Below are 13,441 nucleotides of genomic sequence, written 5' to 3' on the forward strand. Positions count from 1 at the left end.
CTTTCTATAAAAAAACACGCTACCCAGTAGCGTGTTTTTTATTGCCTAGCAAAATCTTGCTTTTATAGTATTTATAGCGTTATAACTGCCACGCATAACTGACTTTCGTAAAGAAAGTACGTTGGTCACGCTCAATGCTTTTTAACGAGTCATCCTGATAACCTTTATCTGAATACCCTAAGTAAAATAACGTTTGTGCGTTAATTTTATATGAGTAAACCAGCTGACTACCATAATCTTTGTTGATTTCGCTTACCTGATAAAAGTAAGCATCTTCATTTCTGTCTATATCTTCAAACTGTAAAATCAGCTTAAGCATAGCGCGCATACTAAACTTATAATAAAGCCTAAAATCTACAAGGTTTGCGGTAAATACGCGTCGCCCTTGGTAATCATCTAAATGACTATAATTATGTCTAACATCTAACTGCCAGTGATTATTAATATCCCAAACAGCCTGTGATTGTGTAGTTAAAACATCACCTAACTGCTCATTGGTATAATCTATACGGCTTGCGTATTCGGCGTATAACGATAATCTCAAATCTTTAGTCGGCCTAAAAGCCGTATAAAAATAACCAATATTTTGGTTATAAAAATTGCCATTATAGTTTTCATAGCGATTTAACAAACCAAGCTCAAATACAGACTGCTTTTGACCTTGAAAGGTCATGTAACCTTCATATTCTTCTTCAAGCAAGTCGCCATTTTGAGCCCAGCTTTTATCCCAATCGGCGGTGTATGACCATGTTGTTAGCATGTCATGTTCATCACCATACCAAGTTTGACCGCCACCAAAGCCTACTTTTTCATAGTCTACTTTTTCTTGATAACCTAAATCGGTGCGGTAATCCTCACCAATATTGTCATACGTTGCATAAAGCTTATAATCGCGCTTATCGCGAGTCAGCTTTAATGCATACGCCATATCAGACTGAGACTCTGCTAAATTGTAGTTATCAACTAAAAATTTAGAGTTGTTGGTATCAGCATTGGCTATTTGATAATTAAGTGTATCTGACTGATTGAACCAATAGCTACCATCAACCGATAACACCGTATTATAGTAGTCGCTACTTTCTCTATGTGTGGTGGTTACTCCTATGGTCCCTTGTTGGCCAATATCATATTGGTATCGCGCCACCGCTGCCTTGGTTTTATCATTTAGGCTGGCAAAACCAGACCCTTGGTTACTAGGCAGTAAAACATTACTGTTGTCGTCATCTGCAAACATTAGCGCATAGCTATGGCTGTCGGTTTTACCGGTGAGCTTTGCGCCAATATTAGGCTCAGCTATGGTGCGGGTATAGAGCAGTTCAAATAAATTACTTTTAAAGTAAGACGCGCCATCTAAGAAAAACGGGCGTTTTTCAGCGTAATAAATAGAATATGTGGTGTTTACATCCAGCTCTAACGAATCGGTTTCTACCTGAGAAAAGTCAGGGTTTATGGTGGCATTAATTACTGCATCTTTAGTAATACCCCAACGCAGATCGAGCCCTACTTCTGTATCTACATCGCCGTTATCCCATTTGCCAGGTACCTGTGTTTTTTGATCGTTTCTTAATGCGGTTAAGGTTGGCGTTAATTGCAGATTTTTACTCGGTGCTAAATTATTAAATCCAGTTATTTTGTCAAACTGACATAAACTACATTTAATATCACGGTCAAAGCCGGTACTTGATAATTGATACAACACATCACGCTGATAGTTGCGCATCATCGAAAAGCCCCAAGTAGAGTCGGCTTGGTTTTGTGCAAAGCGCAGTGCTTTAAACGGAATACGCATTTCAACCACGTAACCATCCTCGTTTATGGTACCGGCACTATCCCAAATAGCATCCCAGGATAAATCTGACACCCACTCGTCGGTATCCGTCATGCGAATGTCGCCTTGAGCACCCAGTGGGTTTACATAAAACTCATAGCCAGTACGCTCATCGTTAAAGGTATCAATTACCAAACCAACATTGTCATCTTGCCAAAGCGTGTCTCTATCACGAAGCGCTGCACGAATTTTACTCGGATCGGTGTCATAAGCTACAAAAGCTACATACAAATTATGACCATCGTCATAAATATACGCATCGGTTTTTACCGGTGGCGTGCCTTTTTCATTCGGCTCATCTTGATAGTTTACCGCAACGCGGGTTGCTTGTTGCCAATGCGGCTCGTTAAGCACGCCATCCACATCAATGTTTTTATTAATGTGTGCAAGTTGATAATTAAGCTTATCGGCAAGTGCATTGGGGCTGAGAGTTAAAACAAAGCTGAAGCTGGTCAACAACAGCAATTTTATTATTTTTGTAGGTATAAAGTACTGCATAAACATCCATTTAGGTTTATTTACTTGTTAAAAGTAAACTTTGGTCTGGAGTGTAAATTATACAGATATGTTTGTTAATACTTGCGCGTTAATATTTGTAATAAAATTAACAAAAAACTAATAATAAGTGTTGGGAAGTAGTTATGTGTCGAGAAGTTTTAATTTATTAGCCACACCATTCCAGCTATCGGCATCTTCTGGGGCGGGTTTAACTTGCGTTATACGTGGCCATATTTCTGCCAATTCTGCATTAAGCTGGGTGAACTCTTTTTGCGATTCAGGTAATTCATCTTCTTGATAAATAGCATCGGCAGCACACTCAGGGACACATAAACCACAGTCAATACAATCTACCGGGCTAATAGCCAAAAAATTAGGGCCTTCAAAAAATGCATCTGCAGGGCACACCGATACGCAATCAGTGTACTTACATTTTATACAGTTTTCGGTGACTACAAACGCCATAATGGTTTAATACCTAATGTTTAACTTTACCAGCTGCGGATCATACCCAACCCTTACCAAAACACAATAAATAAGTGCCAAAAGCGAGCTATTTAACGTAATATATGGCGCTTATAAATTAGCGCTTTGTGCACTCCCCTTATTGTGAGCGGTATTTACTTTCCGCTATGACACCAAAAGAGATATTAATGATACGTTTAACCGAAATAAAGCTGCCGCTTGACCATGACGAAAATGCTATTGGCCAAGCCATCATCAATAAATTAAATATAAGTCCAGAGCAGCTACACAGCTACAATGTGTTTAAACGCGGTTACGATGCACGTAAAAAAAGCGCCATTTTACTGATTTACACGCTTGATGTTGAGGTAGATAACGAAGCACACCTGTTAGCCTCGTTTGAAAAAGATCAACACGTTAAAGTCTCCCCTGACACCAACTACAAATTTGTAGCACACGCTAATAGCAGCATTAAAGAGCGTCCTGTAGTAATTGGCTTTGGCCCATGTGGTTTATTTGCCGGTTTAGTGCTGGCACAAATGGGCTTTAAGCCAATAATTTTAGAGCGTGGCAAAGAAGTACGTGAACGCACCAAAGACACCTTTGGCTTTTGGCGTAAAAAGGCGCTTAATACCGAATCAAACGTTCAGTTTGGTGAAGGTGGTGCAGGCACGTTCTCAGACGGTAAGCTCTACAGCCAAGTAAAAGATCCAAAACATTATGGCCGTAAAGTAATTACTGAGTTTGTAGAGGCCGGCGCTCCTGAAGAAATTTTATACGTTAGTAAGCCGCACATTGGTACGTTTAAACTAGTAACCATGATTGAAAAAATGCGTGCCCGTATTATTGAACTCGGTGGTGAGATTCGTTTTAGCACCCGCGTTGACGATATCCATTTAGACAACGGCCAAGTTACAGGGCTTACACTTTCTAATGGTGAAAAGCTTGAAACTCGCCACGTGGTATTAGCAGTTGGTCACAGTGCCCGTGATACGTTTAAAATGATCCACGATAAAGGCATTTATATTGAGGCAAAACCCTTTTCAGTAGGCTTTAGAATAGAGCATAAACAATCAATGATTGATGAATGCCGCTTTGGCGATAACGCGGGTAACCCTATTTTAGGCTCTGCCGATTACAAATTGGTACACCATTGTAATAATGGCCGAACCGTATACAGTTTTTGTATGTGCCCTGGCGGCACGGTAGTTGCCGCAACCTCTGAAGAAGGCCGTGTAGTTACTAACGGTATGAGCCAATATTCTCGTAGTGAGCGAAATGCGAACAGTGCTATTGTTGTGGGTATTTCCCCAGAAAAAGATTTCCCTGGCCACCCTTTAGCTGGGATCGATTTACAGCGTAAGCTAGAAGAGCAAGCCTATGAGCTGGGTGGTAAAAATTATGATGCCCCAGCACAGCTGATTGGTGACTTTTTAAAAGGTAAATCGTCGGCTAATTTAGGGGATGTACAGCCTTCGTATACGCCAGGTATAAAACTGACTGATTTAAGCAAAGTACTGCCAGCTTTTGCCATTGAAGCGCTACGTGAAGCAATTCCTGCCTTTAACAAACAAATTCGTGGCTTTTCAACCAATGATGGCTTACTCACGGGTGTAGAAACACGTACGTCTTCACCTATCAGCATCAAGCGCGATAAAACTTTCCAAAGCATTAATACCAAAGGGCTGTACCCTGCAGGTGAAGGCGCAGGTTATGCAGGCGGTATTTTATCAGCGGGTATTGATGGTATTAAAGCGGCCGAAGCAGTTGCATTATCGATGTTAGAAAAGCACAACTAAACTACTCTTTCAGGCACAAAAAAACCTGAGTAAACTCAGGTTTTTTTAATGGCTCAGCTGTCTTACTTTTTAAGTGACAGCTTTTCGCCTTTTAAGCTTTTACGTACATTAGAAATTCGCGAACGGTTTTTCGCTCTCGCTTCACCGGTAGCCTGGCCTGATGGCTTGTTAGCACGGGTACGGCGTAAATGCGCTGGCTTTTTACCAATTTTATCAATCAGTACTTCACGATTACTTACTTCGTAACCTTCTAAGTAAACACGTTTAATTTTTTGACCAATTAAGGTTTCAATTTCAAACAACATGTTTTCTTCTTCGCGGCTAACAAACGAAATTGCTTGTCCTTGGTTACCAGCACGACCAGTTCGGCCAATACGGTGTACGTAATCTTCAGCAAGCCAAGGTAAATCAATATTAATAACACGTGGTAAACCGTCAATATCAATACCACGGGCCGCTACTTCTGTTGCAACTAGCACGCGTACTTTGCCTTCTTTAAATTCACGCAACGCACGACGACGATTACCCTGCGATTTATCGCCATGACATACTGCCGCTGGGATACCGTCTAGGTTAAGTTCAGTCACTAACTCATCTGCGGTTTCTTTCATGTTTACAAACACTAGCACTTGCTGCCAGTTTTTCTTACCAATCAGCTCAGAAAGCAACTCTTGCTTACGGCGCTCCTCTACTGGGTAAACCACGTGTTGTACTGTACTTGCAGTACTGTTAGTTTGATCAACACGAACAATTTCAGGCTGCTTTAATACTTTAGAGGCGAACTGTTTAATTGCTGCTGGGAAGGTAGCTGAAAACAATAAAATTTGACGCTCATCTGCACAGCTTTTTATTACGCTTTGCATATCATTAATAAAGCCCATATCAAGCATACGGTCAGCTTCATCAAGTACTAAATGTTTTACTTGAGCAAGGCTTAAGTTACCTAAACGAATATGATCAAGTAGACGTCCTGGTGTTGCTACTACAACATCAACACCTTCTTTGAGTGCAATTTCTTGTCCTGCGGTATTAACACCACCAAATAAACTCACTACTTTTAACTGAGTGTACTTAGCAAAGTCTTTAAAGTTATTCGCTATTTGCTCTGCAAGCTCACGCGTAGGCGCAAGGACTAAGGCGCTTGGCGCATTCGTAGTGCTGCAATCTGACTCAAATAACTTTTGAATAATAGGGAGCGCAAATGCAGCGGTTTTACCTGTACCGGTTTGTGCACTTGCTAAAACGTCTTTACCTTTACGAACAGCCGGAATAGCTGAGCGCTGAATGGGCGTAAGGGTGTGGTAATTAAGTTCGTCTAACGCCTGAATAAGTTCAGAGGCAAAACTAAAAGATTTAAAATTCATTGCTGTATAACCTGCGGCCACATTATCAAGGGTCGCAAATTATACAGTAAAATCGCTTAAACAGTTAGTTTTAAACAACAGAAACCGCTAATTTATAAAATGCAGGATAATTAGCGATTATCAGCTGTTGTTTAAGTTAGCTAAATGGTATTGACTCGCAAGATTTATTCCCGTTAATTCACGCCTTTATTGCACTTTTATAAATTTTACACCGTTATTTTACATTGTGTTACATAACTATTTGCATTTAAATAACCAAAACAGGTAAACTTCTTCGCCCGTTTTGTGGGGTGTATATAAATTAAAGGAAATTAATAATGATAAAAAGATGTTTAACTGCTGCGGTATTAGTAAGCGCGTTCGTTTCAATGCCGTCACAAGCAAAAAGTGGCATCAACCCATGGCAACAATGTGGTATTGGTGCAATGGTTTTCCCAGACAATGGCGTTGCGGCAGCAATTTCTAATATTATTTGGGATTTAGGAACAACAGCGGTATCGTCTAACATTTCTTCAGTAGAGAGCTGTGAAGGCGCTAACGTAAAAACAGCGCAGTTTATTCAACAAACTTTTCCTGTATTAGAACAAGAAATAGCACAGGGTGAAGGCGAGTATATCTCTGCAATGCTTAATGTACGTGGTTGTGATGTAACTGCTCATCAACAAATTATCACTTCGGTACGCAGCGATTACGCAAACGCACCAATAGACAATGCACAAGCATTTTATGAATTAGTTGAAGGTAAAATTACCACTAACTTTTCATCTCAATGCGCTGCAATCTAATAATTAAAGGGCTTAACAGCCCTTTTTTTTTGGTTAAACAATGAAACCTTTATTTTATTTTATTAGCGTTTTTTTATTCACCTCTTTCTCAAGTTCTGCCACGCAATCTATCTCTGTTTTAGCAAAACACCCAATATGGTTGAAATTAGGGCATTACAAAAATCAACCAACTACTATTAGTTATATTACTAACGCATCCTTTTTTATTGCAGATAACGGACGTAATGATCCGGTTGCAGAATTAAAAGCAACAATCCATGCTTTTAATAACCAGCCATTAACACAATGTCGCTACCCTTCTCGTTATCAATGGCTCAAAGAGCAAGGTTTAACCTTTTCAATGCCAGCTGCAGAGTGCCCAAAATTACAGCAATGGCGAGAGCAACAAGCTATTCACTCTGTTAGTTTAGTATTTGCCTCTGGTTATATGAGTAACCCCGCATCGTTATATGGTCATTTATTACTTAAACTTAATCGCTCAACCGAATCAAAAAACAAATTATTAGATTACAGCATAAACTATGGCGCACATGTTCCAGACAATGAAAATGGCTTAGTCTATATTCTCAAGGGCTTGTTTGGTGGTTATAAAGCCGGTTTTTCAGATCAATTGTTTTATCGCCACCAGCATAATTACGGCGAGATAGAATTAAGAGATTTATGGGAATATACTCTTAATCTAAACGAGCGCGACGTGGCTTTTATTGCTAACCACTTATGGGAAATTTTAGGCACTGAATTTGATTATTACTTTGCCGATGAAAACTGCGCGTTTCATCTCGCACAAATTATTGAACTTGTTATTGGCGATCAACTAACTAGCGAAAGCTCTCCTTGGGTAATACCTGCCACTATTTTTTCAAGGTTAAACTCGGCCACTTACCAAGAGCAATCAGCGGTTAAAAAAGTCACATTTACACCCTCACGTGACACTGTATTTTCAAAATATGTGCAATCTTTAAGTGAAAAAGAGCTCAGCTTTGCCAAACAAATCTTTGCAGAATCAGCAGTACTAAAAAGCAAATCATTTTTAGCTTTGCCAGTACAGTCTCAAAAAGCCATTATTGGCGCTTTATTTGAACTTGTACAAGTGAAGCAAATTCAAAAACAAACCCCAGTAAAAATAAGTGAGTTAAAAAATGCGCTAATCCAAGCGCGCTTAAAGCTGCCAATGGGCGAAAACAAAGTTAAATTTCAATTTACCCAGCAGCCACCACATAAAGGCCAAAAGCCCTCTAACAGCTCAATTTCTGCGATGCACACGGCTGAGCAAACACAGTACACTATGGGTTTTAGGCTGAGCTATTTTGATACCCTTGCCTCTGATATTGCCCGCATTCCATTTTCTAATTTAGAAATGTTAGATACCGAGCTGATGTTTACAAATGGCGAAACTTACATAAATAAAATTCATTTATTAGATTTAGAGTCATTCAATCCAAACCAATTGTCTTGGGCTAATGAATCTAAGTGGTCGTGGAAAATCAATGTGGGATTCGACAGACAACCAGCACTGTGCAGAACCTGTAAACGCAGCTTTGTTATGGGAGGAGCCGGACAAGCTTGGCAGTTTAGCAACAACACCTTAGCCTATAGCTTAATTAATGGTTATTTGGGTGATTTAGCTAAAAACAGCCACTTTTATGATTCGTCGGTAGAGGTGGGGATCATTACTGGTACTGACTCAGGTATTAAACTCAGAGCATCCTATGAAAAGTCATTCTTAAATGCTAAAAACCCTGCGCAAACCAAACTAGAACTTGCAGTGCCTATTAACCAAGATATTGATATTAGATTAGCAGTAACACATGCCAATTCAGCTATGTGGCAGCTTAAACTCAACTACTATTGGCAGTGATATAAAAAAGCAGCCTCTGTGTTTACAGTAGGCTGCTTTGAAAATTTAGTATTTAGTAAATAATCTAACAGTTTAAGATAAAATCAAAACTTTACTAATATCCACACACTGCGCTCGGCTACCGACAAAATCTTGCTCATTAAGCTGATTAATTAGCGTTACACCTTGTTGCTGTTGCTCATCGTTAAGCGGTACGTAAGGCATTCTAAACACAGGGTTCACCGCGCCGGTCATGATCATCGCGGTATTAATGGCAATTGGGTTTGGCTCGCAAAATAGCCAGTTCATTAATGGTTGTAATGAATTATTAAGCGCATCATTTTTGGTATCCATTAATTGGCGGAACAAACCTGGGATCAGGTTAGACGTAACTGAAATAACACCATGTGCTTTATGGATATGGCGTGCATCGTGTGCTTCGTCATCATTCCCAGACCAACATGCAATACCTTGTTGTTCATAGTGCGCTATACGCTCATTGCCACCACATTCTTTAACACCAATAAAGTGCTCATGCTGGGCCAGTGGTTCAATAATATCAGGGGTGAGGTCTTGACCTGTGCGCCCTGCTACGTTGTAAATAAACGCCGGACCAATATCAAGCACGCGTTTAAAGTGCTCTTTAACACCGGCAATTGATGTGCGCCCGTAGTAAGGGTTAATTTGCAATGAGGCATGCATGCCGCTGGCAAAACCATATTTTGTTGCTTTAATTGCTTCGCGCGTATTATTACTTCCGGTGTTACCTACAATCAGTAATTTATCACCAAATTTATTGGCACTGTGCGCAATTAGCATTAAGTGCTCTTCCCAGTTCATTAACTGGCCTTCACCGGTGGTGCCACCAACAACTATACCGTCAACACCCGCTGCAATTTGTATTTCAACGAGTTCATCATACTTCGCAAGATCGATTTCACCATTGGCTAAGTAAGGTGTTTTAATTGCAGTAATAAGGCTTGCTTGTTTAATTTGTTCTAGGGTGCGCATAAAAAAATCATTGTTATTAATACTTGGCCTATTTGTACCATATTTACTGCGCTATTTGCAGTGATAGCCAGTATTTAATTATAAAATGGCTTGTGTTATTGAGTTTGATGATACAAAATAAATAACTGTATAAATAAACAGTATTTTATTTTTTACTATTAAGCGAGCCACTATGCGTTTATCTGACTATTTAAGCACTCACTTTTATCACACTGATGAGTTATGCCAAGCTCTCAACATAGACACTGAAACCCTTGAAAACTGGCAAGCTCAAAGTATTTTTCCTAAGCCAAGTTATTGCATTAAAAACCAGATGAGTTGCAGCTCTTACTCAGGCTTATATGAGTGTGAAGAATACGACGATTATTATCCCCGAGGTTGTGTAAATTGGGGGCAAGGATTAGTTAAGCAAAAAATAGAGTCATCTAATCAGGCGTTTAATTTGTTTGCTCAGCACTATACCCAATGCTTGGCTAAGCTTGCACAACAAGGCTTTATATTTAACGAGGAACTGTTTGGCTGTGAAATAGAAGAACATTTACAGCAAGTATGGCAACAATTTTTATGCAGCAAATATGGCGTGCTTACCCAAAATGGCTTAATTGATGAAATTGTTGCTGTGGATATTGGCAGATTATTAGTAGACGATATAACCGAGCTGCGCAGTAAAGCCAGTTTAGATAAAGATGAGCGCACCCGCATTCACCCCGCCATGAAGCTTCTAAATAAAGCCCTTAGCCATGGCGCCGATCACGAAAAGCAACTCACATTACGAAGCCGCTATATTGATGCCCTTATTTTAAAATACGATTTATCGATTAAATAAAGAGTAGTGTTTGGCTAAGGGGTTTAACTATTTAAGGGATCTTGGCTTTATTAAAAATTACCAACACTGTGTTTTGCCGCTGGTTTTTGAGTGCAACGAGAAAAATAGCCCAACAACTACGCTTTGTTAATTGCAAATTTACGATTTAGATATAATTTGATTAACTGCATAAGTTACATCATCTTTTATTACTGACTCTTCAATAATTGGTATTACCCATGAGGCACCAAGCATTTCTAAAGAAGAGCGCCAATCTTTCCATAACTTTCCTTCAATGGTATCAAGACTATCAAGTCCAAATCTTGAAGATGCCCCCCACTGAGCAATTGAAGGAAGCTTTGGATCAACACTTTGCGCACCTAAAATAAACGGACGCTCCATATGGTCTGACATGATTGCAAAATAATACTCTACTCTTTCGGTCTTACTTAGAAATCTAGAGATAATCTTCATTTTCCACCATTCTGCTTCTGTCTTAAAATTAAAGATGGGAGTCCTGTTAATGTGTTAATTTCCTATCTGCACTGAACAAAATCTAGTTTGAAACATAGAAGGTACAAAATTAAAAATGGGTGTCTTGTTAATTTTGTTATAACGCTCACATAAAAGGCGGAGCGTCAGCGAAGCCCAGCCCGTAGGGCGATTTTTGATGCGTTTTTTATGTTCGTTGCATCGACTGCATATACTCTTGAGTCATTAGGTTGCTAACGACCCAGTGAATTACTAAGTTGATCAACAGTTTAAGATCACCAATATCTTTGTCTTTCCACTTGCGTTGATAGTGTGTTTCATCGTTGCCCAACCAAACTGCACGAGTGGCACATTCTTTGACATTTATGTCAGTGATATATTGATTAATGCATTGCATCAACATCATTTTCCTGATCTTTTCAGCATCATCAGTTTGTGATGATACACAGTAATCTTTTATCAGGAACTCAAGTGCTTTTCGATAGCCCATACCACAAACTTCACTCAACCCAGCTTGCTCTGCATTTGTTGATTGGTTGAATATTTCAACAAAACTTGGGGATATAGTGGCTATTCTTTCATCAAACTCAACTGTTTTAAAGAGATTAGGTGTCGAATGCGTATAAGTAAAATAGCCATCTCTTGCACCTTTACTTTTAGACTTTCTCTCAAAGTGAGCAAGAAACAGATGCCCACATTTAAGTGATGGACATTCGTATAGTCCCTCTAAATATCGACTCCAATTCGAATTCTCTGTATTAATTTCTTTAAATATCTCAGTTCTGTTTGGAGATACTAAATGATTGCAAACAGGACAACTGTTTGGCTCTTGATCTATTTGGATGCCATTTCTACCAATATTAATCATTTTTCCTCCGTAGAACATAACAATTTAGTCTACGACATCTATCGGTTTATAAACCGTCAAATGTCCATACATTCCTTTTGTATTTATATTAACCATCAAAGAATATTTGTAAACAACTAGTTATCTCCTAACCTGTTTATGATTATGCAAAATTATACCAAAAAGGGTGTAATCAGTAATATCAGGCAACCCTGTACTACCGATGCAAACAGCAGTGTCTTATTAAAGATAACTATTATGAAATCGCCTTTATAAACGGCTTTGGGTTTAAAAGAACAGCGGAGAAAGGATGATATTTGAAGGGGGTATTTGGAGATGATATTTCAAAAAAAGAGCTGTAAGTTACAGCTCCTGCTTTGCTATTAACTGAGTGTCATTTAACCAATAGTTTTATACACATCAATATTAATAGAGGTAATAAATTCACCTACTGCATCACCAAACGCTTTAAAGTGTGGTGCGTTTTTATGGGCTTCAAAATGCTCATTAGACGCCCATTGCTCACTCACTAAATAGATAGTTTGCTCAGCATCGTTTTTAACTGATAGCTCGTAACGCAGGCAGCCTACTTCTTGGCGCGAGGACTGTTGTAAGTTTTCGAGCTCGGTTAATAGACGCTCTGCATCGCTATTTTCACTCGATAGTGTAGCAATTACCGTTAACATGGGTGTTCCTTGTTTAAAAAATAAAGGTGCAGCTCAACTGCACCTGTTTTGGTTCTGGCTTTTTGGTTATTGATCCCACTGTGGTGCAAAGTCGGGCGTTGCTTGGCGGTCGTTGCAATCAAGGCCATCAATTCGCGCTATATCTTCATCATCAAGTTTAACTTTGTCGTTAAAGTTATCCTCTAAGTTTTTACGCTTAGTCGATGATGGAATGGTGGTCATGCCATTGGCATTTTCCCATGCAATAACCACTTGCGCTGGCGTTGCATCGTGCTTGTTAGCAATATCAATAATGGTTTGATCTGTTAATACCTTACCCACAACAAATGGCATATAGGCGGTAACATGAATTTTATGTTGATCGCAAAAAGCGCGCAGTTTAGTGTTGGTTAAATATGGATGTACCTCAATTTGATTAGTGAATATTTCGCGAGGATCTAAGGTTTGCATTGCCTCATTTAAGTTGGCAATGGTGAAGTTAGATACACCAATATGTTTAGTTAATCCCAGCTTTTTTGTTAATAGCAGCTCGGTTAAATATTCACTCATGGGTTCATTATTTACCGGTGCTGGCCAATGAATTAACAATAAGTCGACATAATCAAGCTGTAGCTTCTCTAAAGATGTTTTAACACTGTCAACAAAGTCAGCTTTGTTGAGCTTGTTATTCCATACTTTGGTGGTTATAAATAATTCTTCACGAGGAATATTGCTGTCTTTAATTGCTTGGCCAACTTGCTCTTCATTGCCATATATTTGCGCGGTATCAATGTGGCGAAATCCAACTTCTAACGCCATTTTTACAGATTCATAAGCTGTTTTACCTTCTAAACGAAAAGTACCCATACCTAAATCTGGCATTTCAATTACACGTTGTGTCATAGCTTTATCCTTGTTTAATAATAGGTTTAAAATTCAAACGACGTGTTTACTAAATACACCTATTACTTTTTTGATTTAAAATTTTGACCTCATGTGAATACTGAGGTCATTGATTTTTATTTCAAGACTAACCTATATGAGT

12 protein-coding genes are annotated in these 13,441 nt (G+C 39.1%); 4 read left to right on the top strand and 8 right to left on the bottom strand.

Annotation, left to right across the window (positions count from 1 at the left end):
• Window positions 1-79: 79 nt before the first annotated feature.
• Window positions 80-2,326 (bottom strand): carbohydrate binding family 9 domain-containing protein, encoded by a 2,247-nt coding sequence (locus AC0VZ5_RS16660; protein ID WP_475475006.1) that lies wholly within the window; start codon window positions 2,324-2,326, stop codon window positions 80-82.
• Between the two features lie 141 nt (window positions 2,327-2,467).
• Complete coding sequence (gene fdxA / locus AC0VZ5_RS16665) at window positions 2,468-2,791, bottom strand: ferredoxin FdxA (protein ID WP_178957196.1); 324 nt, start codon at window positions 2,789-2,791, stop codon at window positions 2,468-2,470.
• 188 nt (window positions 2,792-2,979) lie between these two features.
• Between fdxA and AC0VZ5_RS16670 the strand changes: the two genes are divergently transcribed.
• On the top strand, window positions 2,980-4,590 hold the full coding sequence (locus AC0VZ5_RS16670) for an NAD(P)/FAD-dependent oxidoreductase (protein WP_475475007.1): 1,611 nt from the start codon (window positions 2,980-2,982) through the stop codon (window positions 4,588-4,590).
• 62 nt (window positions 4,591-4,652) lie between these two features.
• Here the strand turns inward: AC0VZ5_RS16670 and AC0VZ5_RS16675 are convergent, their stop codons facing one another.
• Window positions 4,653-5,954: a DEAD/DEAH box helicase gene (locus AC0VZ5_RS16675; protein WP_475475008.1), complete on the bottom strand. Its 1,302-nt coding sequence runs from the start codon at window positions 5,952-5,954 to the stop codon at window positions 4,653-4,655.
• 317 nt (window positions 5,955-6,271) lie between these two features.
• Between AC0VZ5_RS16675 and AC0VZ5_RS16680 the strand changes: the two genes are divergently transcribed.
• Window positions 6,272-6,739 carry a DUF3015 family protein gene (locus AC0VZ5_RS16680; RefSeq protein ID WP_010388962.1) on the top strand — a complete coding sequence of 156 codons (468 nt, stop codon included), beginning with the start codon at window positions 6,272-6,274 and terminating at the stop codon, window positions 6,737-6,739.
• A 40-nt stretch (window positions 6,740-6,779) separates the two neighbouring features.
• Window positions 6,780-8,597, top strand: coding sequence for an Lnb N-terminal periplasmic domain-containing protein (locus tag AC0VZ5_RS16685; RefSeq protein ID WP_475475009.1), 1,818 nt, complete (start codon window positions 6,780-6,782; stop codon window positions 8,595-8,597).
• Window positions 8,598-8,669: 72 nt separating this feature from the next.
• Here AC0VZ5_RS16685 and dapA read toward each other — a convergent pair whose 3' ends face one another.
• Entirely contained in the window at window positions 8,670-9,587 is a 918-nt protein-coding gene (gene dapA / locus AC0VZ5_RS16690) for a 4-hydroxy-tetrahydrodipicolinate synthase (RefSeq protein WP_475475010.1), read from the bottom strand.
• A gap of 172 nt (window positions 9,588-9,759) precedes the next feature.
• On the opposite strand from dapA, the gene AC0VZ5_RS16695 reads away from it, so the two are divergent.
• Window positions 9,760-10,413, top strand: coding sequence for a DUF6058 family natural product biosynthesis protein (locus AC0VZ5_RS16695; RefSeq protein WP_008115283.1), 654 nt, complete (start codon window positions 9,760-9,762; stop codon window positions 10,411-10,413).
• A gap of 138 nt (window positions 10,414-10,551) precedes the next feature.
• Here the strand turns inward: AC0VZ5_RS16695 and AC0VZ5_RS16700 are convergent, their stop codons facing one another.
• The 4 genes from AC0VZ5_RS16700 to dkgB all read right to left on the bottom strand — a co-directional run bounded on the left by AC0VZ5_RS16700 (window position 10,552) and on the right by dkgB (window position 13,299).
• A complete protein-coding gene (locus AC0VZ5_RS16700; protein ID WP_475475011.1) occupies window positions 10,552-10,806 on the bottom strand; it encodes a hypothetical protein in 255 nt (84 codons plus the stop codon).
• Window positions 10,807-11,071: 265 nt separating this feature from the next.
• Window positions 11,072-11,752 carry a hypothetical protein gene (locus tag AC0VZ5_RS16705; RefSeq protein ID WP_475475012.1) on the bottom strand — a complete coding sequence of 227 codons (681 nt, stop codon included), beginning with the start codon at window positions 11,750-11,752 and terminating at the stop codon, window positions 11,072-11,074.
• 377 nt (window positions 11,753-12,129) lie between these two features.
• Entirely contained in the window at window positions 12,130-12,417 is a 288-nt protein-coding gene (locus AC0VZ5_RS16710) for a putative quinol monooxygenase (protein WP_475475013.1), read from the bottom strand.
• Window positions 12,418-12,483: 66 nt separating this feature from the next.
• Complete coding sequence (gene dkgB, locus AC0VZ5_RS16715) at window positions 12,484-13,299, bottom strand: 2,5-didehydrogluconate reductase DkgB (protein ID WP_010388971.1); 816 nt, start codon at window positions 13,297-13,299, stop codon at window positions 12,484-12,486.
• Between the last annotated feature and the right edge of the window lie 142 nt (window positions 13,300-13,441).

The organism is Pseudoalteromonas sp. QJM3NY_12, from assembly GCF_056173165.1.

Bases quoted from the DNA above. Each gene is read 5' to 3' on its own strand.
- fdxA (WP_178957196.1), bottom strand. From the start codon at position 2,791: ATGGCGTTTGTAGTCACCGAAAACTGTATAAAATGTAAGTACACTGAT.
- AC0VZ5_RS16675 (WP_475475008.1), bottom strand. From the start codon at position 5,954: ATGAATTTTAAATCTTTTAGTTTTGCCTCTGAACTTATTCAGGCGTTA.
- AC0VZ5_RS16685 (WP_475475009.1), top strand. From the start codon at position 6,780: ATGAAACCTTTATTTTATTTTATTAGCGTTTTTTTATTCACCTCTTTC.
- AC0VZ5_RS16660 (WP_475475006.1), bottom strand. From the start codon at position 2,326: ATGCAGTACTTTATACCTACAAAAATAATAAAATTGCTGTTGTTGACC.
- AC0VZ5_RS16680 (WP_010388962.1), top strand. From the start codon at position 6,272: ATGATAAAAAGATGTTTAACTGCTGCGGTATTAGTAAGCGCGTTCGTT.
- dkgB (WP_010388971.1), bottom strand. From the start codon at position 13,299: ATGACACAACGTGTAATTGAAATGCCAGATTTAGGTATGGGTACTTTT.
- AC0VZ5_RS16705 (WP_475475012.1), bottom strand. From the start codon at position 11,752: ATGATTAATATTGGTAGAAATGGCATCCAAATAGATCAAGAGCCAAAC.
- AC0VZ5_RS16670 (WP_475475007.1), top strand. From the start codon at position 2,980: ATGATACGTTTAACCGAAATAAAGCTGCCGCTTGACCATGACGAAAAT.
- AC0VZ5_RS16710 (WP_475475013.1), bottom strand. From the start codon at position 12,417: ATGTTAACGGTAATTGCTACACTATCGAGTGAAAATAGCGATGCAGAG.
- AC0VZ5_RS16700 (WP_475475011.1), bottom strand. From the start codon at position 10,806: ATGTCAGACCATATGGAGCGTCCGTTTATTTTAGGTGCGCAAAGTGTT.
- AC0VZ5_RS16695 (WP_008115283.1), top strand. From the start codon at position 9,760: ATGCGTTTATCTGACTATTTAAGCACTCACTTTTATCACACTGATGAG.
- dapA (WP_475475010.1), bottom strand. From the start codon at position 9,587: ATGCGCACCCTAGAACAAATTAAACAAGCAAGCCTTATTACTGCAATT.